The 19278-nt window shown below is 63.9% G+C and carries 17 protein-coding genes; 2 read left to right on the top strand and 15 right to left on the bottom strand.

Translation table 11 applies throughout. From position 1 onward, the window contains the following. A partial coding sequence (locus Q4G24_RS02675; protein WP_303364961.1) for a JAB domain-containing protein occupies positions 1 to 215 on the top strand: 215 nt, incomplete at its 5' end. Between the two features lie 127 nt (positions 216 to 342). Here the strand turns inward: Q4G24_RS02675 and Q4G24_RS02670 are convergent. The 12 genes from Q4G24_RS02670 to Q4G24_RS02615 all read right to left on the bottom strand — a co-directional run bounded on the left by Q4G24_RS02670 (position 343) and on the right by Q4G24_RS02615 (position 14591). After that, positions 343 to 1929 carry an ABC transporter ATP-binding protein gene (locus Q4G24_RS02670; RefSeq protein ID WP_303364960.1) on the bottom strand — a complete coding sequence of 529 codons (1587 nt, stop codon included), beginning with the start codon at positions 1927 to 1929 and terminating at the stop codon, positions 343 to 345. A 1-nt stretch (position 1930) separates the two neighbouring features. Next, positions 1931 to 3052 carry an ABC transporter permease gene (locus Q4G24_RS02665; RefSeq protein WP_303364959.1) on the bottom strand — a complete coding sequence of 374 codons (1122 nt, stop codon included), beginning with the start codon at positions 3050 to 3052 and terminating at the stop codon, positions 1931 to 1933. Beyond that, on the bottom strand, positions 3045 to 3968 hold the full coding sequence (locus Q4G24_RS02660; RefSeq protein WP_303364958.1) for an ABC transporter permease subunit: 924 nt from the start codon (positions 3966 to 3968) through the stop codon (positions 3045 to 3047). The genes Q4G24_RS02665 and Q4G24_RS02660 overlap by 8 nt, the downstream gene beginning before the upstream one ends. A 60-nt stretch (positions 3969 to 4028) precedes the next feature. Beyond that, positions 4029 to 5615 carry a peptide ABC transporter substrate-binding protein gene (locus Q4G24_RS02655; RefSeq protein WP_303364957.1) on the bottom strand — a complete coding sequence of 529 codons (1587 nt, stop codon included), beginning with the start codon at positions 5613 to 5615 and terminating at the stop codon, positions 4029 to 4031. A gap of 78 nt (positions 5616 to 5693) precedes the next feature. Beyond that, on the bottom strand, positions 5694 to 7043 hold the full coding sequence (locus Q4G24_RS02650; protein WP_303364956.1) for a metallophosphoesterase: 1350 nt from the start codon (positions 7041 to 7043) through the stop codon (positions 5694 to 5696). 62 nt (positions 7044 to 7105) lie between these two features. Beyond that, positions 7106 to 8068: a succinylglutamate desuccinylase/aspartoacylase family protein gene (locus Q4G24_RS02645; protein WP_303364955.1), complete on the bottom strand. Its 963-nt coding sequence runs from the start codon at positions 8066 to 8068 to the stop codon at positions 7106 to 7108. Further along, positions 8065 to 8928 (bottom strand): N-formylglutamate amidohydrolase, encoded by an 864-nt coding sequence (locus Q4G24_RS02640; RefSeq protein ID WP_303364954.1) that lies wholly within the window; start codon positions 8926 to 8928, stop codon positions 8065 to 8067. The genes Q4G24_RS02645 and Q4G24_RS02640 overlap by 4 nt, the downstream gene beginning before the upstream one ends. After that, positions 8925 to 9917: an ABC transporter ATP-binding protein gene (locus Q4G24_RS02635; RefSeq protein ID WP_303364953.1), complete on the bottom strand. Its 993-nt coding sequence runs from the start codon at positions 9915 to 9917 to the stop codon at positions 8925 to 8927. Before Q4G24_RS02635 ends, Q4G24_RS02640 begins: the two co-directional genes overlap by 4 nt. Continuing rightward, positions 9914 to 10891 (bottom strand): ABC transporter ATP-binding protein, encoded by a 978-nt coding sequence (locus Q4G24_RS02630; RefSeq protein WP_303364952.1) that lies wholly within the window; start codon positions 10889 to 10891, stop codon positions 9914 to 9916. The genes Q4G24_RS02635 and Q4G24_RS02630 overlap by 4 nt, the downstream gene beginning before the upstream one ends. Then, positions 10888 to 11928 (bottom strand): ABC transporter permease, encoded by a 1041-nt coding sequence (locus Q4G24_RS02625; protein WP_303364951.1) that lies wholly within the window; start codon positions 11926 to 11928, stop codon positions 10888 to 10890. The genes Q4G24_RS02630 and Q4G24_RS02625 overlap by 4 nt, the downstream gene beginning before the upstream one ends. Continuing rightward, positions 11925 to 12902, bottom strand: coding sequence for an ABC transporter permease (locus Q4G24_RS02620; RefSeq protein ID WP_303364950.1), 978 nt, complete (start codon positions 12900 to 12902; stop codon positions 11925 to 11927). The genes Q4G24_RS02625 and Q4G24_RS02620 overlap by 4 nt, the downstream gene beginning before the upstream one ends. A 72-nt stretch (positions 12903 to 12974) precedes the next feature. After that, positions 12975 to 14591, bottom strand: a complete 1617-nt coding sequence (locus tag Q4G24_RS02615; protein WP_303364949.1) for an ABC transporter substrate-binding protein — start codon at positions 14589 to 14591, stop codon at positions 12975 to 12977. Between the two features lie 151 nt (positions 14592 to 14742). Between Q4G24_RS02615 and Q4G24_RS02610 the strand changes: the two genes are divergently transcribed. Beyond that, positions 14743 to 15654 (top strand): LysR family transcriptional regulator, encoded by a 912-nt coding sequence (locus Q4G24_RS02610; protein ID WP_303364948.1) that lies wholly within the window; start codon positions 14743 to 14745, stop codon positions 15652 to 15654. On the opposite strand, the gene Q4G24_RS02605 is transcribed toward Q4G24_RS02610, so the two are convergent. Genes Q4G24_RS02605 through Q4G24_RS02595 form a run of 3 tightly spaced genes read right to left on the bottom strand, consistent with a single transcriptional unit; the run spans position 15651 to position 19221 of the window. Beyond that, the gene (locus Q4G24_RS02605; protein ID WP_303364947.1) at positions 15651 to 17417 is read right to left on the bottom strand and encodes a gamma-glutamyltransferase family protein; all 1767 of its coding nucleotides are present in this window, start codon (positions 17415 to 17417) and stop codon (positions 15651 to 15653) included. The two genes, Q4G24_RS02610 and Q4G24_RS02605, sit on opposite strands and share 4 nt — an antisense overlap. Beyond that, entirely contained in the window at positions 17417 to 18277 is an 861-nt protein-coding gene (locus tag Q4G24_RS02600) for an ABC transporter permease (RefSeq protein WP_303364946.1), read from the bottom strand. Before Q4G24_RS02600 ends, Q4G24_RS02605 begins: the two co-directional genes overlap by 1 nt. Further along, entirely contained in the window at positions 18274 to 19221 is a 948-nt protein-coding gene (locus Q4G24_RS02595; protein WP_303364945.1) for an ABC transporter permease, read from the bottom strand. The genes Q4G24_RS02600 and Q4G24_RS02595 overlap by 4 nt, the downstream gene beginning before the upstream one ends. Positions 19222 to 19278: the final 57 nt, after the last annotated feature.

Below are 19278 nucleotides of genomic sequence, written 5' to 3'. Positions count from 1 at the left end.
ATCTAGAAAATAAATTGTTTTATATCATTCAGTTATGCCATATCAACAGGAAGATCCATAATCATCCATCAGGCGACCCAACCCCTTCCGAAGCGGATATCAGCATGACAGCCCAAGTCAACCGCGCCGGACAAGCTTTGGGGATCACCCTGCATGACCACCTGATCATCGGCAAATCCGCCGAGGTCAGCTTGCGGGCGGCAGGGCATTTCTAACATGAAAAGCCGGTTTATTGCCCTGCGACGCCTTGCAAGACTGTTCCGATGGCGGATCGGATGGCCGCAAAGGCCAACGCCTGCCCCCCCGAACGGCCTTGGCCCCCGCAGGGGCAAGGTCCTGCCCCTAACCCAACGCTGCCGCCATCAGGTTGCGGGTGTAATCCTGCTGCGGGCGGTCGAATACATCTGGCGTGGCGCCTTCCTCGACCACACGGCCGTCCTTCATCACCAGAATATAGTCGGACAGCGCCCGCACCACCGCAAGATCATGGCTGATGAACAGGTAAGACAACCCGTATTCCGTCTGCAAATCGCGCAGCAGGGTCACGATCTGCTTCTGAACCGAGCGATCCAGCGCCGAGGTCGGCTCGTCCAGAACGATCACCTTGGGACGCAGGATCATCGTGCGGGCGATGGCGATGCGCTGACGCTGGCCGCCGGAAAACTCATGCGGGTAGCGGTTGCGCATCGAGGCGTCCAACCCCACCTGCACCAGCGCCTCACCCGCGCGGCGGTCGCGTTCGCGCGCGGTCAGGCCGGGTTCATGGATCAGCAGGCCCTCGGTGATAATGCGGCCCACCGTCATGCGCGGCGACAGGCTGCCGAACGGGTCCTGAAACACCAGTTGCAATTCCCGCCGCTTGGGCCGCATCGGCCCCGGCTCATGCGGCAATTCGCTGCCCAGATAGGCCACCCGCCCGGTCGAGGGCAGCAGCCGCAGCACCGCGCGGCCCAGCGTCGACTTGCCGGAACCGGATTCGCCCACGATGCCGATGGTCTGCCCCTGTCGCAGCGCCAGCGAGATCCCGCGCACGGCATGAACCTGATTGTCCTTGTGAAACAACCCCTTGGGCCGCCCAAAGGTCACTTGCACATCATCGGCCTGCACCAGCACCGGCGCATCGGGCGCGGGCGGGGGCTTGATGCCTTCGGGTTCGGCGTCGATCAGCATCCGGGTATAGGGATGCGCGGGGGCGTTGAAAATCTGCGCGGTCTCGCCGGTCTCGACGACCTCGCCCTGACGCATCACATAAACCCGGTCGGCAAAGCGGCGCACGATGCCAAGGTCATGGGTGATGAACACGATGGCCATGCCCAGCCGCACCCGCAGATCGGCCAGAAGGTCGAGGATCTGCGCCTGAATGGTCACATCCAGCGCGGTGGTGGGTTCGTCCGCGATCAGGATGTCGGGATCATTCGCCAGCGCCATGGCAATCATCACCCGCTGGCGCTGCCCGCCGGACAGTTCATGCGGATAGCTGTCGATGCGGCGTTCGGGTTCGGGGATGCCGACCAGATGCAGCAGCTCGATGATCCGGGCGCGGGCCTGCGCCCCCGTCAGCCCGCCGTGATAGCGCAGCGGTTCCGCAAGCTGCGTGCCGATACGATAGAGCGGGTCCAGCGAGGTCATCGGCTCTTGAAAGATCATGGTGATTTTCGCGCCGCGGATGCGGTTCAGATCGCGGTCGCGCATCCCGATCAGGTTCTGGCCACGGTAATCGGCCACCCCCGTCGCCCGCCCGTTCGCCGCCAGCAGGCCCATCATCGCCATGGTGGTCTGGCTTTTGCCGGAACCGGATTCGCCCACGATGGCGACCATTTCCCCGGCACCCACGTCCAGATTGATGCCGCGCACGGCATGAACCGGCCCGTCATTGGTTTCAAACGTCACCGTCAGATCGCGGACTGACAGAATAGGTTCATCACTCATCTTATCGGTCCTTCGGGTCCAGAGAATCGCGCAGGCCATCGCCAAGGAAGTTCAGCGCGAACAGGATCGTGGTCAGCGTCAGCGCCGGCCAGATCAGCAGCCAGGACGCCCCGCGCATGTTCTGCGCCCCCTGCGAAATCAGCAGCCCCAGCGAGGTCAGCGGTTCCTGCACCCCAAGCCCGAGGAAGGACAGCAGGCTTTCCAGCAGGATCGCCTTTGGCACCAGCAGCGTTACGAAAACGATCACCGGGCCAAGCGTGTTGGGAATGATATGACGGCGCAGAATACCTGCCTTGGTGGCGCCAAGGGCCTCGGCGGCCTGCACGAACTCCTGCCGCTTCAGGCTCAGGGTCTGGCCGCGCACGATCCGGGCCATGTCCAGCCATTCGGTCGCGCCGATGGCGATGAAAATGATAATCATGCTGCGCCCAAAGAACACGACCATCAGGATCACGAAAAAGATGAAGGGCAGCGAATAGAGGATGTCCACAATGCGCATCATCACGTTATCGACCCGCCCGCCAAGGTATCCGGCGGTCGCGCCGTAGGCCACGCCCAGCACCAGCGCCATGGTCGAGGCCAGCAACCCGATGGCCAGCGAGATCCGCAGCCCGATAAAGATCCGCGTCATCATATCGCGGCCCAGCGCGTCGGTGCCGAACAGGAAATGCACCCGCTCCACCCCAAGCACCAGATTGCCGCTGGTGCCGTCCGGGTTGAGTTCCAGCCGGGGGTTGTTGAAGGTCTCGGACCGCTGGAAATAGCGCAGCACGCGCTCATCAATCGGTTCGGCCTGCGACAGCGGCACGGTCATGGTGGAACCGTCCAGCACGGGTTCACCCGCCGCTGCCGTCAGCCGGGCGCGGGCCAGTTCGCGGTCCAGCGCCGGGATCAGCGTGTCCTGACGCGGGTAAGCCTCCAGACTGGCGGGGACGCGGACAAATTCGCGGTATTGGCGGTCATAGGAATGAGGCGACAGCATCGGCCCGAACACGGCCACCAGCGTCAGGATTGCCAGAACGATGGCGCTGGCCACGGCGGCGCGGTTGCGGCGCAGCCGCGCCCATGCGTCCTGCCACAGCGACCGGCCCGGCGCGGCAATGTCGGTTGAAATGTCAGTCATAGCGCACCCGCGGGTCCAGCAAAGCATAAAGCAGGTCAACGATCAGGTTGAACAGCACGACAAAGACGGCGATCACCACCACCGTTCCCATGACCAGCGTGTAATCGCGGCCCAGCGCGCCCTGCACGAAATAGCGCCCGATGCCGGGGATGCCGAAGATGGTTTCCACCACGACCGAGCCGGTCAGCAGCCCCGCCGCCGTCGGTCCCAGATAGGATACGGCGGGCAGCATCGCCCCGCGCAGCGCATGGACCCCGACCACGACCCGCTGCGGCAGGCCGTAAGCGCGGGCGGTGCGCACATGATGCGAGCGCAGCGCCTCGATCGTGGCGCCGCGCACCAGACGGGCAATGACCGCGATTTGCGGCAGCGCCATGGTCGCCACCGGCAGCACCCAGTAAATCGGGTTCGACCCGGACCAGCCGCCGGTGGGGGTCAGCCCCCAGATGACGCCGAACAGCAGGCTCAGCGTCGGCGCGACGACAAAGGTCGGCGTGGTGATCCCAAATGTCGCCAACGCCACGATGGCGTAATCAAGGCCCGAGTTCTGGCGGATCGCCGCAATCGCCCCAAGGATGGTGCCAATCACCACCGCCAGCGACAGCGCCATCGCGCCCAGCATGATCGACACCGGCAACCCATGGGCGAACAGGTCGTTCACGCTGAAATCGCGGCGGGTAAAGCTGGGACCAAGATCGCCCTGCAACAGATTGCCCATATAGGTCAGATATTGCGACCACAGCGGCGCATCCAGATTATACGCCCGGTTCAGGTTCGCCATGATCAGCGGGTCCAGCGGTCGTTCCAGATCGAACGGCCCGCCCGGTGCCAGCCGGATCATGAAAAAGGTCAGCGTCACGATGATGAACACCGTTGGAACCGCGCTGAGCAGCCTCCGCAGCGTATAAGCCAACATGCAAATGTCCTTACGAAAAGGACGGGCCAGAAAAGGCCCGCCCGTCTGATTGTCAGACGCTTAGTTCAGCGACAGGAACCGCGACATATGAACGTTCATAATGTTGTCCTCGAAACCCGCCACATTATCGGCAACGAGGTTGGTCGAGGAGTAATACATGATCGGAATGAACGGTTCTTCCGTCAGGAACAGGGTCTCGGCCTCGGCCAGAACTTTGGCGCGTTCGTCCAGATCCAGCGTCGCCTCGGCCTTTTTCATCAGCGCGTCATAGTCGGCGTTCGACCAGCGGGCATAGTTGAAGGACACGCCGGTTTCTGCCAGCATCAGGAAGTTCTGCGGGTCGTTATAGTCCCCGATCCAGCCCGCGCGGGCCAGATCGAAGGCACCATCTTCGCGCATATAGTTGAAATAGCTGCTGCCTTCCATCTCGTTCAGCGTCGCCTTGATGCCGATGCTGCCAAGCTGGTCGGCAATCGCCGCCATCGTGTTACGGTGGTTTTCCGAGGTGTTGTAGTTCAGCTGCACCGTCAGGCTGCCATCCGCCACACCGGCTTCGGCCAGCAGGGCCTTGGCCTCGTCCTCGCGGTCAAGGATGTCCTTGTCCTTGAAATCAAGCTGCGGCGCGGGTTCGACATAGTTGGCGATGCCCGGCGGCACCAGCGAATAGCCCGGCAGCATCGTGTCGCGCCAGACCTGCGAGGCGATGAACTCGCGGTCGATCACCAGCGAAATCGCCTTGCGCACGCGGGCGTCTTTCAGCGGACCGCCATCCGCGCCCTTCACCGGCAGGTAATACACGCCCAGATAGGGGGCCAGCCGGAACTGATCGCCCAGATTGGCCTTGACGTAATCCATCTGTTCCGCCGCGACATCGGGACAGATCTGAACCTCGCCCGCCTCGAACCGGCGCATACAGGCGGAACGGTCCTCGAACGGGATCCAGTTCACCACGTCGATCTGCACGCTGTCGGCATCGTAGAAGTTCGGGTTCTTCTTCATCACCATCTTGTCGTTCGGCGCAAAGCTGTCCAGCATATAGGCGCCGTTCGTGACCAGATTGCCCGCGCGGGTGAACTGGTCGCCATGGGCCTCGACGCTGGCCTTGTGCATCGGCAGGCCGGTCTGGTGGGTCAGCAGCTCAAGAAAATAGGGGGTCGGCTGGTTCAGGGTGATCTCGAACGTGTGGTCATCGACGGCACGCACGCCCAGCTCCTCGGGCTGCTTGTCGCCCTTGGTCACGGCCTCGGCATTCACGATGGCGAACAGAACCGACGCGTAACCGGCAGCGGTCGCGGGGGTCATGATGCGGCGAAAGGCAAATTCAAAATCCTGCGCCGTGACCGGATCGCCGTTCGACCATTTGCCGTCTTCGCGCAGCTTGAAGGTATAGGTCAGGCCATCGTCGGAAATCGTCCAGCTTTCGGCGGCACCCGGCACAACCTCGGCCTTGGCGTCCTGAATGACCAGACCTTCGTAAAGATCCTTCAGTACGCGGCTTTCGGAAACGGTCGAGGTCTTGTGATGGTCCAGCGTCGCCGGGTCGGTGTCGTTGCCGCGGTTGATGACGACCTGCGCACCGGCCATGCCGACCGATGCGGCCAGCAGCGCGGCAGCGGCGACCGAGCGGGTCAGATAGGGTTTGAACATTGCAGTCTCCCTGTTTGTTGATCGAGCGATACTAGCGGGTTTTTGCCGATGCTCAAGATCAACAGAGGGGCGCTGTCGTTATAACGCTTCGGCAATCAGCGGCTTCAGCCGCACATCGGGAAGTTCGGTAAAGGCAATATCCTCGCGCCCGAAATATTTGGCGCTGTTTTTGGCCGACCAATCGTTGCAGACGATAGTGTAGGTGGCCTTGCCCGGCACCGGGTCAGGCGCGGCATAAAGAAAATCGCCGGTCCGCCGGTCCAGCGGCATGTCACCATCCTGATTACAGCGCGCCATGATCGCGGCCATCGTCCCGGCATCGACCGTGGCCCGCATCAGGCTGCCATCAAAGCGCAGCGCCGCATCGTAAGCATAGGCGGAAACCGCCCCCCCAGGCAGGCCGGTGCCAAAGGATGTGTGGCCGATAAACCCTACATCCGCTCCCGTCGCCTGCGCCATGGTCCGGGCGGTCAGGCGGGCCAGTTCGGCAAGGCTCATCGCAGCAGGCAGGGTTGCAATGGGGCTGCGCTCGGCCTCGGTCAGATGCGCCGCCATCACCTGCGGGATCAGGTCGCGCAGGCTGTCAGCCACCGGCCCGGCCTGATCGACGGGCAACTGCCGGATCTCGGCGGGCTGGCCGCCGCCAGTCATCACCGCCACCGTCAGCAGACCCGCCCATGATCCCGTATGCACATAGCGCGTTGCCCCCTGCGCGTGCTGCAAGATCAGGTGGTCATGGCCACCGATCAGCAGCGTGCCGTCCGGCAGGTCATCGATAAAGTTCCGGTCCGCGACGACTCCGGCATGGCTCAGCACGATATTGGTATCGCCCGTCAGCAGCTCCGGCAGGTTCCGCGCCGCCCATTCGGCAGGGTCCGGCACCGCGATCATGTCGCGCGTTGCCTTGGGATAGGTCGCCATCGCCGGTGTGCCAAGCGCCGCAATGCTGACCACCAGCCCGCCAATGTTCAGCCGCGCCCCGGCCTGCGCATAGGGCTGGCCGCTGCGGGTGTCGGTGATATTGCTCAGCACCGTGATCCCCAGCGCCCCGGCCCGCGTGACCAGATGCGCCAGATCGGGGTCGAAATCCGGTTCATGGTTGCCGATATTCAGCACCGTTGGCGCCAGCGCCGCCAGCCCGGCCAGAAACGCCCAGTCGATTTCCCCACTTGAGCGGCTGGCGACGACATTGCCCGATTCGAACACATCCCCATTCACCAGAATCAGCGTTGGCAGAGGTGACGCCTCGACCTGCGCCGCCATCATGGCCAGCAGCGGCCCCGTGCGGTCATAGGCCGAATGTAAATCCGACAGGATCAACAGTTGCACCCCCGGCCCCGGCTGCGCCCGTGCAGCGCCAAAGCCCGCAAGCGCCAGCACCGAGGCGGACCCCAGCAGAGCCAGAACCGAACGACGGGATGCTCTCATTATGTTTCCCCTTTGATTTTCACCCCGCCATAGCGACAGCCCGTGACAGGGATGTGACGACGTCAGCCGCCGATCCGCGCCAGCCGCACCGCCGTTTTACCCGGCCACAACCGGCGCGAGGGCATAATCAGCACCGTAGGGTCATGCGGCGCGCGGATGTCCTGCCCGCCATCGGTGGCAATCAGCGTGCCTTGCGGCAGGCGCTCGAACCCCACCCAATCCTGCGCGAAACGGAAATCCGCGCTGGCGATGGTGACGGCCTCGGTGACGTGCAAAATCTCGGCACGGGCCGCAGGGGGCTGGCCCTCGATCAGCCTGGTATGACGCAGGAAGCCATCCACACAGTCATGTGCGACGGTTTCCGACGCAGCCTCCCAATGCTGGCCACATTCGATCAGAACGGCCGCCTTGCTGCCCTGATCGCTGGCGAAACCGCCATAATCGCGCATCCTGACGCCCTCGGCATGACCATGGTCGCAGACGATCACCGGCGGGCAGCCGATCCCCTGCGCCAGCGCCACGCCCCGGTCCTGCCAGCCGGCCAGCGCCAGCGGCGGGGTTTTGTGCTGCATCGAATGCAAATCCAGCAGCAGATCGACCGTTTCCAGCCAAGGCCGCAATTCCCGCGCCCGTGACAACTCGGCAGTCAGCGGGCGGCTGGCGTCATCCAGCACCGCAGGCGACCAGAGGCGGTTCATGTCCTCATCCAGCCAGCGCGAGGCATCGGGTTCGGACGGGTCAAAGGCTGCCGCCGCCTCGGTATTCACGAACACCAGCGACAGCCGCCCCCTGAGAGGGCGGGTATCCGCCCGCAACAGCCGGTCCAGCGCCAGCGCTCCGCAGGGTTCGTTCCCATGCACCAGCGCGGAAATCGCCACATGCGGGCCTGGCTGGCCGCTGTCGAATGTCCACAGATAGGGCGTGCCGGTATTGCCCTTGGCATAGGCGGAAATGTCGGGCGTGGTGATCTGCACCGGGTAAGGGTTGGGCAAGCCGGTGCCAGAGCCTTTTCCTGAAATGCTCATGCCTGCACCCCCTTGATAAACGTGGCGATTTCTCCGGACAGATCGGTGAACAGCGCCTTGATCCCGGCATAGCCTTCGTTCGGCTCGCGGGTTTCCTCATCCATATGCAGGCGGCGGTTGACCTCAATCTGGATCGAGTGCCGCCCCTGCGCGGGCTGGCCGTGGCGGCGGACAAGCTCGACCCCTTTATAGGGATCGTTGACCGTCACCTTGAACCCACGCCCGGCCAGAAAATCCCGCACCAGGGCCGTCAGGCGCGGGTCGCAGGTGGTGCCGTCGCGGTCGCCGATCACTAAATCAGGGCGCGGCGTGCCTTTGGCCTGCGTGGACATGGCCGAAGCCCGATCCTGCATGGAATGACAGTCAATATGCCAGACCTGCCCCCAGTGCTGATGCGCGTGATCGGTCAGCGCCTGCAAGGCCGCGTGATAGGGCCGGTGATAGGTCGTAATCCGGTGATCCAGCATGGCAGCCGTCAACTTGCCCGCATACAGCGGCAGACCGTCGGGCGGCACTTTGGTCCAGCACAGCCCGATGCCAAGGCGGCTTTTCTCGCCCGGCAACAGCGAGACCAAGGGCGTTCCGTCTATATCCGCAGGGTCCATGTCGGTTTCGGCACGGTTGGCGTCGATATAGCTGCGCGGAAAATGCGCGTGCAGCAGCACCGCACCATGATCCAGCGCCCCGCGCCAGAGGTCATGCACATGCGTATCCTCGGCCCAGCGCAGCCGCAGCGGGTCAGCGATATGGCCGAAATCAGCAGGGTATTCGGTGCCGGAATGAGGGCTGTCCAGCACCAGCGGAATCCGCCAGCCCTCGCGCCCTTCGATGGTCAGAACGCCGGGAATATGATCGGTCATTGAACGCCTCCGTCGATCAGGTGACAGGCCGCAGCGTGGTCGCCCTGCGAAATAAGGCGCGGGGCCTCGGCCTTGCAGCGCGGCCCCGCAAAGGGGCAACGCGGGTGGAAATGACAGCCCGAGGGCGGATTCACCGGGCTGGGGATCTCGCCCTTGATCGGGGTAAAGTCGCGGGCGCCGGAATCAATCCGGGGGATCTGCGCCAGCAGGGCCTGCGTGTAGGGGTGACGCGGCGCGGCGAACAGGGCCTCGGTCGGGGCGGTTTCGACCACGCGGCCCAGATACATCACCACCACCCGATCCGCGATATGTTCCACAACCCCAAGATCATGGCTGATGAACAGATAGGTCAGCCCAAGCTGGCGGCGCAGATCCTGAAACAGATTGATGACCTGCGCCTGAATCGACACGTCCAGCGCCGCGATGCTTTCGTCGCAGATCAGGAAATCCGGCTTGACCGCCAGCGCGCGGGCAATGCCGATGCGCTGGCGCTGGCCGCCGCTGAACTGGTGCGGATAGCGGCCCGCATAGGACGGGTCCAGCCCGACCTGTTGCAGCAGCCCCGCAACATAGGCCGGCATGTCGGCGCGGCTGATGATGCCGTGATGCACCGCCGCCTCTCCGATAATATCGCGCACGGCCATGCGCGGGTTCAGCGAGGACATCGGGTCCTGAAAGATCATCTGGATACCCAACCGCTTACCGCTCGCCGTCCCGGCATGGGTAATGTCGGCACCGTCATAAATGATGCGCCCGTCAGACGGCGGCAACAGCCCGGCCACCATCCGCCCCAGCGTGGATTTCCCGCAGCCGGATTCACCCACCAGCCCGACGACCTCGCCCCGCTGAACGGTAAAGCTGGCCTGATCCACGGCCTTGACGCTGATCCCGCGGATATTCGCCCCAAGTTTCGCGGCAAGGCGTTCGATCGCGTCGGGTTTGCGCTCGAACCGTTTGGACAGCTTGTCGATGGTCAGCAGCGCCGTCATGCGGTGGCCTCCTGAAGCAGCGGGTGGAAACAGCGCAAGCGGCGGTCGGGGCCAAGCGCGGCCTCATCCGGCGGGGCGGCCTCACAATCTGCGCGGCGATGGGCGCAGCGTGGTGCAAAGGCGCAGCCTTGCGGCAGATTGGCCAGCGAGGGCGCCATGCCGGGGATCTGCACCAGAGGTTGCCCCCGATGGTTATGACTGGGAATCGAGCCGATCAGCCCTGCCGTATAAGGATGCGCGGGGGCCGCCAGCACGGCATCGGTCGGCCCGGCCTCGACCACGCGGCCCGCATACATCACGCAAAGCGATTGCGCCAAACCGGCGACGACCGCCAGATCATGCGTAATCCAGATCATCGCCGTGCCGGTTTCCCGCGCAAGCCCCTGCATTTCCGAAAGGATCTGGCTTTGGATCGTCACATCCAGCGCGGTTGTCGGTTCGTCCGCGATAATCAGCTCTGGCCCGTTCAGCAGCGCCGTGGCAATCGCAACCCGCTGCCGCATCCCGCCGCTGAACTGGTGCGGATAGGCGGTGATCCGTTCCTCGGGCGAGGGTATCCCCACCCGCGCCAGTGCTTGCACCGCCCGGTCCCGCGCGGCACGGTGGCTGACCTTTTCATGGGCGCGAATGGCCTCGATCATCTGCGTGTCGATGCGCAGAACCGGGTTCAGCGTCATCATCGGGTCTTGAAAGATCATCGCAATGTCGCGCCCGCGCAGGCTGCGCATCTCACGCGCGGAAAGTTTGGTCAGGTCACGGCCCTTGAACAGCACCTCGCCGCCGACAATCCGGCCCGGCGGGTCGATCAGCCGCAGGATGGAAAAGCCGGTGACGGATTTGCCCGAGCCGCTTTCCCCCACAAGGCCCAGCACCTCGCCCGGCCCGACGGTGAAATCCACCCCATCCACGGCCTTGACCACCCCGGATTCCGTAAAGAAATGCGTCCGCAGCCCGCGGACCTCCAGAACGCTCATCGCCGCAACCTCGGGTTAAGAACATCGCGCAGGCGGTCGCCCACCAGATTGATCGAGGCCACCACCCCCAGCAGGGCAAGGCCCGGGAACATGCTCATCCAATATTGCCCCGACAGCATGTAGCCATAGCCATTCGCAATCAGCAGCCCCAGCGACGGCTGCGTGATCGGCACCCCAACCCCAAGAAAGGACAGCGAAGATTCGATCACGATGGTATTGGCCACCTGCACCGTGGAAATCACGATCAGCGGCGGGATACAGTTCGGCAGCAGGTGCCGCAGCAGGATGCGCCATGACGGCAGGCCAAGGCCGCGCGCGGCGTCGATATATTCCTTGCGTGCCTCGGACAGCGCCGCGCCGCGCACGGTGCGGGCGTAATAGGCCCATTGCACGATAATCAGCGCGATAATGACCTTATCGACGCCACGCCCGAATGCAGCCATCAGCATCAGCGCGACAAGGATCGTCGGAAAGGACAGTTGCAGGTCCACAATGCGCATCAGGATCGCATCGCCGCGCCCGCCGGCCCATGCGGCGTAAATCCCCACGACAATCCCGATCACCATTGCCGTAAAGGTCGAGATCACCGCCACCATCAGCGACACCCTCAGCCCGTAAAGGATACCCGACAGGATGTCGCGCCCCTGCTCATCCGTGCCAAGGTAATAGGTCATGCTGCCGTCCATATTCTGCGCCCCCGGCGGCAGGCGGCCATCCATGAAGTCAAGCTGGCGCAGATCATAGGGGTTCTGCGGCGACAGTTCCGGCGCAAACAACGCAAGGATCAGGAAAAACAGCAGAAAGGCCACGCCGACATAGGACATCGGTCCAGTGAAATAGGCCCCGATCCTATCGCCCAAGGCCCGCCTGCCGCCCGCCACCAGCGCCAGCAGCAAGGCGGCCCGCGCAGGCAAAGACAGCCACTCCGGCCCCCATATCGCCGCCACCGCTGCCACGGCAATGACCGCCGCAATCACCGTCGCCGAGGGCAAAAACCCGCCCCACGGACCACGCATCACGCTTGCCGCCCCGCTCATGCGGCACCTGTGGCGATGCGCACACGGGGATCAAGCAGGGTGTAAATCATATCGACCACCAGATTGATGATGATAAAGACCAGCACCGTCAGCATCAGATAGGCCACCACCACGGGCCGGTCCAACTGGCGGATCGAGTCAATCAGCAACTTGCCCATGCCGGGCCATGAAAAGACGCTTTCCGTGACCACGGCAAAGGCGATCATCGACCCCAGTTCCAGCCCCAGCACGGTGACAATCGGAATCATGATGTTTTTCAGCACATGCACGATCAGGATGCGGGTCTCAGAGAGGCCCTTGGCGCGGGCGAATTTGACGTAATCCTGCGTCAGCGCCTCTTGCGTGCCGGCGCGGGCCAGACGGATCACCAGCGACGCCTTGTAAAGCGCCAGCGTCAGCGCGGGCAGGATCATGTGGCGCAGCCCGTCCATAGTGAACACCGACAGGCGGATGCCGAACACATCCACCGTCTGCCCCCGCCCGGTCGAGGGCAGCCATTGCAACTGCACCGCGAAAATCAGGATCAGCAGCATCCCGACCCAGAAGTTCGGCAGCGAGAACCCAAAGATCGAGCCGGTCATGATCGCCCTGCCCTGCCAGCGGTCGGATTTATAGCCCGCATAAACCCCCAGCGGCACGCCGATCACCACGGCAAAGATCAGGCCCAGCGCGGCCAGCTCCATCGTGGCGGGCATGTAATGCAGGATCAGCCGCACCGCGCTTTCGCCATGCACAAAACTGCGGCCAAGGTCGCCTTGCAGCGCATTGCCGACAAAGTTCAGGAATTGCATATAGACCGGCTGATCCAGCCCGAACCGCGCCTTGGCGGCGTCGATTTCGGCGGGTGTGGCGTCAGGGGCAATCAGAATATCGACCGGATTGCCGACCATATAAATGCCAAAGAACACAATCACCATCATCGCCGCAATCACGAACAGCGATTGCGCAAGGCGGCGCAACAGATAGACCAGCATTGATGCCTTCCTTCGGGGTGGGCCTGTCGGTGGTCCGGCGCCCCGGATCAGGGCGCCGGTCTGTGGCTGGTCTTATTCCGCCGGGCGGATGTCATAGGGCAGCGTATATTGATCGACACGCGGCACATAGGTCACGGTCGAACGCATCGCCCAGGGGCTGACCTCGAAATGGATCGGCAGCACCGCATAATCCACCGTCATCGCCTGCGTGGACAGGTCGCGCAGCATCTGCGCCCGCGCATCGTCGTCAACCGTGTTCAGCGCCCGCGTCAGCCCGGCGTCGAACTCGGGGTTCGAGAACCGCCCGCCATTCGCCCCGCCATAGCCCTTGGCCGGGTCATGTGTCGCCACCAGCGCCTTCAGCGGCGAGGACATCTCTCCGGTGCCGGACCCCCAGCCTGCCAGATAGGCCGAGAACTCCAGATTATTGCGCCGCGAGAAGAAGGTGGCAGAGGTCGAGGCATCAATGTCCGTCGCCACACCGACCCGCGACCACATCTGCGCAATCGCCTGACTGACCTGCGCATCGTTGATATAACGGTCGTTCGGCGTGGCCAGGGTGATCTGGAACCCGTCGGGATAGCCCGCCTCGGTCAGCAATTCCTGTGCGCGGGCGGCATTGGCGGCGGGGGCAGGCATCTCGCCTTCGGCATGTGCGCCGAACATGCCTGCGGGCAGCAGCTCGCCCGCCGGAACCGCAACGCCCTGCATGATCCGGTCCACAATCGCCTGCCGGTCGATCGCCAGCGACAGCGCCTGACGCACACGCGGGTCTTTCAGCGGGTTGGCATCGGTGCCACGCACCATCGGCGTCTGGTCGCGGTCGCTGTCCATATGCAGATAGATCACCCGGTTCGAGATCCCCTGCACCACATCCACGCCATCGGTCGCTTCCAGCCGCGCAAGATCCTGCAACGGCGGGTTCTCGATCAGGTCCACATCGCCCGCCAGCAGCGCCGCGACACGCGGCCCGTCAGCGGTCAGCGGGCGGATCGTCACCTTATCCCACGGCGCGGCCTCGCCCCAGTAATCCGGGTTGCGTTCCAGCGTGATACCCTCGCCCCGGCGATAGGCCGTCATCAGGAACGGGCCGGTGCCAACCGCCGCTTTGCCATCATTGAAATCCTGCGTCGTGGGGTAAGCCAGATCACCGCAACCTTCAGGGCTGAAATCAATCGGTCCCGTCACCCCATTAGCCTTGGCCGAGATAATCCCCCAGGTCGAAAACTCGGTCGGCAACAGCGGGTAAGGCTCGGCGGTCTTGACGATCAGCGTATGCGGGTCCGGCACCTCGAACCCGATGGCGGCCTTGGTATAGGTCGTAAAGGGCGAGGGAGAATCCGCCACGTTCGGGATACGGCAAACCGTATAAACCACGTCCCAGGCGTCGAAATCCGACCCGTCGCTGAACTTGACCCCCTTGCGCAGATTGAACCGCCATGTGGTATCGTCCACGGCCTCCCAGCTTTCGGCCAGACCGGGCAGCAGCGCCTGCGTCGCATCGGTATCGACCAGCGATTCAAACACGCTGCGACGCAACTGGTTGTTGGTGCCGATGTTGTGGAAATGCGGATCGGCGGAACTGGGTTCGGCGGCAACCCCCACCCGCAGATCGGCGGCGGCGGCTGGCATCACCAGCGCCAGCGCGGTGGCAGCAGCAAGACATGAGGCGGCAAGGGGCTTGGTCATCTGGTTCTCTCCTGTTGAGGCGGTCCGCTTGTTTCTGGTGCCGAAAGGCCCGTGCGGTTGCGATCAGGCTAACCCGCCATTGCGCCAAGACAATGGTTAATCCTATCCGGTTTTGTTATACGATTATGCGTAATTGCCATACAGGGACATCATGGCGCGAAATCTGGGACGACTGCGGGAATACGAGGTCATGCGGGCGGTTATGGTCACGGGGTCCACCACCGCCGCCGCGCGTCAGCTTGGGGTGTCGCAACCCGCCGTCAGCCGCAGCCTTGCGCAGTTAGAGGCCCGGCGTGGCGTCATCCTGTTTTCCCGGCGTGGCGGCAGGCTGCACCCCACCGCCGAGGCCGTGCGCCTGAACACCCATCTGGACCGGCTGTTCGACGCACTGTCCCTGATCGAAGGCATGGAACGCGACCCCAGCGGCCCCGCCCCCTTGCGGCTGATCGCGCCACCCAGCCTGTCGCACGGGTTTCTGCCCGCCCAAATCGCCCGGTTCATCGCGTTGAACCCCGGCCAGCCGGTCAGCCTGCAAACCACACATTCCCGCGATATGGTCGCGCGGCTGGCCGCAGGCGAAGCCGACATCGGCATCACCACCGCCGAGCTGACCCATTCCATGCTGGAGCGCGTGCCGTTTCATCAGGCGCTGGCGGTTTGCGTCATGCACCGCGATCACCCGCTGGCGCGGCTGTCCAAAATCGGGCCAGAGCATCTGGACGGACTGCCGATGGTAATGATGGCACCCGGTCAGATGATCCGCAACCGGCTGGAGCGGATCTTCACCAGCGCCGGGATCGAGCCGTTGCGCATGGCCGAAGTCACCACCGGCGCTGCCGCGGCCATGCTGGTGCGCGAAGGGGTGGGCGTCTCGGTCCTGTGTCCGTTCCCGATCATTACGCCGCAGGAAACCACGCTGGTCACGCGCCCGTTCCGCCCGGAAATCCTGTATCAGACCAGCTTTCTGCTGTCAGCCACCCGCCCGCAAGAGGCCCCCGCCCGCGCCTTCATGCGTCAGATGCGGGCCGCCGTCGCGCAATGGAGCAAAGCCGCCGGACGTTAGCGCCCCATTGCATAGGCTTGCCCCATACGGCTGGTCGCAGCCGCCGAAACCAGCCCGTCAGGGTCACGGCGGGCGGCAGTCAGGCGGGCGGCGCTTTGGGCCGGGATCAGGGTCACATCATGGCCGCGCTGGCGCAGGCCCTCGATCGAGGCGGCGGGCATGTCGGATTCCACCGCAATCTGCCCCGGCTGACGGCTGCGCGGGTAAAAGGACGACGGGATATGCAGGGTATGAAGCACCGGCGCATCAATGGCGCGTTGCAGGTCCATCCCGAACACCGCATGGCGCAGGAAAAATTGCAATTGCCACTGATCCTGCTGGTCTCCGCCCGGTGTGCCAAAGGCCAGATGCGCCCCGTCCGGCGTGGTAGCAAAGCCCGGCGTCAGGGTCGTGCGTGGACGGCGGCCGGGCGCAAGCGAGGTCGGCGCCCCCTCCTCCAGCCAGAACATCTGCGCCCGGCTGTTCAGGCAGAACCCAAGGCCCGGAATAACCGGCGAACTTTGCAGCCAGCCACCCGAAGGCGTGGCTGACACCACATTCCCCCAGCGGTCGATCACGTCCAGATGCACCGTGTCCCCGCGCGGCGCATCACCCAGATGCGCCATGGTGGGTTCATAAACCGCCCCTTCAGGCAGGCTCAGCCGGTCCAAAAGGCCGCGCATATGCGCCACCTGCGCATCAAACCCCGGCACCACGCCGGGGCGCAGGTCATAGCTGGCACGATCCCCGATCAACGCGCAGCGGGCGGCATTATATTCCGGCGAGAGAAGCGCCTGCACCGGAATATCGCTGAAATCCGGGTCGCCGTAATAGGCTTCGCGGTCGGCAAAAGCCAGTTTCATCGCTTCGGTCAGCAGGTGCAGATATTCGGAACCAAGCGGGTCCAGCGCCGCAAGATTTTCCCCCGCCATCAGCGCCAGCGTTTGCAGGAAAGCCGGGCCTTGAGTCCACGGGCCAGCTTTGGTGATGCGCCAGCCGTGAAAATCCAGCGTCACCGGAGCTTCCCAAGTCGCCGCATAACCGGCCAGATCATCGCCCGTCAGCACGCCCGCATGGGCCGCACCGGATTCATCCATGAACGGCTGGCGGCAAAAAGCGTCGATCTGTTCCGCAATAAAACCACGATAAAAACAGTCGCGGGCGGCATCAATCCGGGCCTCACGCGTGGCTGCACCCGAGGATTCCGCCAGCACCCGCCGCCATGTCGCAGCCAGCGCCGGGTTACGAAAATTGCCCCCGCCCTGCGGCGGCTGGCCATCCGGCAGCCAAAGCGCCGCAGACCCCGGCCAATGGGCGCGAAAAAACTCTGCCAGCCCGGCAATCGCCGCCGCCGCACGGGGCAGGATCGGGTGACCGCGCTCGGCATAAAAGATCGCGGGTTCCAGAACCTCGGCCAACTCCATCGTGCCGTAATCGCGCAGCAAGGTCAGCCAGCCGTCAAACGCGCCGGGAATGACCGTGGCCAACAGACCGTTGCCGGGGATCAGCTTCAGCCCCTGCCCGCGGTAATGCGCAATCGTCGCGCCTGCCGGGGCCGGGCCTTGCGCACACAGCACCCGCGTTTCCCCGCCCGCATGAATGATCGCCGGCAGATCGCCGCCGGGACCGTTCAGATGCGGCTCGACCACCTGCAAGACCAGCCCGGTGGCGACGGCGGCATCAAAGGCATTGCCGCCGCGTTCCAGCACTGCCATGCCCACCGCCGTTCCCAGCCAATGTGTGCTGGTGACAGCCCCGAAATAGCCCTGAACAATCGGTCGCATCAGTGTTCCCTTGGGTCCAGAGCGTCGCGCAAGCCGTCGCCCATCAGGTTAAAGCCCATCACCACAAGAAAGATCGCGGTGCCGGGCCAGATCGCCATGAAAGGCGACTGTTCCAGAAAGTTCTTGGCCGTTGACAGCATCGAACCCCAGCTTGGCGCGGGCGGCTGCTGACCAAGGCCCAGAAAGGACAGCGACGCCTCGGCAATGATCGCGGTCGCAACGGTCAGGGTGGATTGCACGACAATCGGCGGAATCACATTGGGCAGGATGTATCGCAGCATGATCCGCAGATGACCAAGGCCGATGGCACGGGCACCCTCGACGTAATCTTCGGTTTTAACGGACAGCACCTGCCCGCGCGTCAGGCGAATAAAGATCGGCACCGCCGACAGGCCAATGGCAACCATCGCATTTTGCAGCGACGGGCCAAGGAACGCGGCCAGCGCAATCGCCATGATCAAGAACGGCATCGCCAGCAGCGCGTCGGTCATCCGGGCAATGATCTGATCGGTCCAGCCGCCGAAATAACCCGCGACCAGCCCCAGCGGCACCCCGACCGCCAGCGCAATCCCGACCGAGATCACCCCTGCCATCAGCGAGGCCCGCGCCCCCCAGATCATCCGTGACAGAATATCCCGGCCCAGCTCATCCGTGCCGAACCAATATTCTGCCGAAGGCGGTTTACGGATCGCGGTCCAGCTTGTCGCCGCCGGGTCCGCGATTGGCAGGACCGGCGCCAACAGCGCCACAATCACAAAGAACAGCACCAGGCCCCCGCCCACCAGCGCTGGGCGGTTCGAGGCAAACTTTTTCCACGCCCGGTTCTGACGGCGCGGCGCGAGAGTATCAGTCGCAGTCACAGATTCGCCCTCATGCGCGGGTTCAGCACGACGTAAAGAACGTCGGCCAACAGGTTAACCAGAATGAACATCGTCGCCGTCACCAGCACGACGCCCTGCACCACGGCATAATCGCGGGTAAAGACCGCATCGACGACCATCTTGCCAAAACCGGGGATAGTGAAGATCTGCTCGGTCAGCACCGCACCCGCCAGCAATTCGCCAAACAACAGCGCGGTCAGCGTGACCACCGGCAGCAGCGCGTTGCGGAACGCATGTTTGCGCACCACGACGCCTTCGCGCAGACCCTTGGCGCGGGCGGTGCGGACGTAATCGGCCTGCAAGACGCCCAGCATGGCCGAGCGCGTATGCCGCATTAATGTGCCGGCAATCGCGGTCCCCAGCACGACAGAGGGCATCAGCATGGTCAGAAAGCTGCGCTTGAAATCGACCCAGGGCTGCACATAGCCCGATGCGGGCAGCCAGCCCAGATTCACCGCGAACAGCAGGATCATCATAATCCCCAGCCAGAAGTTCGGCACCGACAGGCCCGACAGCGCAAAGATATTGGCGGCGTAATCGACCACCGTTCCCTTGCGCACCGCCGAAATCACCCCCATCGGAATCCCGACGATCAGCGCAAAGAACATCGACATCACCGCAAGCTGGATCGTGACCGGCAGCTTTTGCGCAATCAGTTCCGTGACCGGCAGGCCGGTGCGCAGCGAGGTGCCAAGATCACCGCGCAGCACGTCAAACAGCCAATAGCCATACTGAAAGATCAGCGGATCGTTCATGCGGTATTGTTCGCGCAGGAAGGCGATGGTTTCGGGATCGCGGTCCTCGCCCGCCAGCACCAGCAGCGGGTCTCCGGGCAGCAGCTTGGTCAGCAGGAACACGAAAACCGTCACCAGAAACAGCGTCGGAATCGCCACCAGCAATCGGTTCAGAATATAGCGCAGCATCAGGGCGGCCTTTCAGGGCGGACCCCGCCCGACGCGATGCCGGGCGGGAAAGGTTCA

Source organism: Paracoccus sp. (in: a-proteobacteria) (assembly GCF_030538695.1).
Classification (GTDB): Bacteria; Pseudomonadota; Alphaproteobacteria; order Rhodobacterales; family Rhodobacteraceae; genus Paracoccus.
The sequence above is the reverse complement of the archived record's forward strand: the minus strand, read 5'-3'. Positions and strand labels throughout refer to the sequence as shown.

What these genes read in the sequence shown, in the direction of transcription:
- Q4G24_RS02670 (WP_303364960.1), bottom strand. Translation starts at nt 1,929, where the DNA reads ATGAGTGATGAACCTATTCTGTCAGTCCGCGATCTGACGGTGACGTTT.
- Q4G24_RS02665 (WP_303364959.1), bottom strand. Translation starts at nt 3,052, where the DNA reads ATGACTGACATTTCAACCGACATTGCCGCGCCGGGCCGGTCGCTGTGG.
- Q4G24_RS02660 (WP_303364958.1), bottom strand. Translation starts at nt 3,968, where the DNA reads ATGTTGGCTTATACGCTGCGGAGGCTGCTCAGCGCGGTTCCAACGGTG.
- Q4G24_RS02655 (WP_303364957.1), bottom strand. Translation starts at nt 5,615, where the DNA reads ATGTTCAAACCCTATCTGACCCGCTCGGTCGCCGCTGCCGCGCTGCTG.
- Q4G24_RS02650 (WP_303364956.1), bottom strand. Translation starts at nt 7,043, where the DNA reads ATGAGAGCATCCCGTCGTTCGGTTCTGGCTCTGCTGGGGTCCGCCTCG.
- Q4G24_RS02645 (WP_303364955.1), bottom strand. Translation starts at nt 8,068, where the DNA reads ATGAGCATTTCAGGAAAAGGCTCTGGCACCGGCTTGCCCAACCCTTAC.
- Q4G24_RS02640 (WP_303364954.1), bottom strand. Translation starts at nt 8,928, where the DNA reads ATGACCGATCATATTCCCGGCGTTCTGACCATCGAAGGGCGCGAGGGC.
- Q4G24_RS02635 (WP_303364953.1), bottom strand. Translation starts at nt 9,917, where the DNA reads ATGACGGCGCTGCTGACCATCGACAAGCTGTCCAAACGGTTCGAGCGC.
- Q4G24_RS02630 (WP_303364952.1), bottom strand. Translation starts at nt 10,891, where the DNA reads ATGAGCGTTCTGGAGGTCCGCGGGCTGCGGACGCATTTCTTTACGGAA.
- Q4G24_RS02625 (WP_303364951.1), bottom strand. Translation starts at nt 11,928, where the DNA reads ATGAGCGGGGCGGCAAGCGTGATGCGTGGTCCGTGGGGCGGGTTTTTG.
- Q4G24_RS02620 (WP_303364950.1), bottom strand. Translation starts at nt 12,902, where the DNA reads ATGCTGGTCTATCTGTTGCGCCGCCTTGCGCAATCGCTGTTCGTGATT.
- Q4G24_RS02615 (WP_303364949.1), bottom strand. Translation starts at nt 14,591, where the DNA reads ATGACCAAGCCCCTTGCCGCCTCATGTCTTGCTGCTGCCACCGCGCTG.
- Q4G24_RS02610 (WP_303364948.1), top strand. Translation starts at nt 14,743, where the DNA reads ATGGCGCGAAATCTGGGACGACTGCGGGAATACGAGGTCATGCGGGCG.
- Q4G24_RS02605 (WP_303364947.1), bottom strand. Translation starts at nt 17,417, where the DNA reads ATGCGACCGATTGTTCAGGGCTATTTCGGGGCTGTCACCAGCACACAT.
- Q4G24_RS02595 (WP_303364945.1), bottom strand. Translation starts at nt 19,221, where the DNA reads ATGCTGCGCTATATTCTGAACCGATTGCTGGTGGCGATTCCGACGCTG.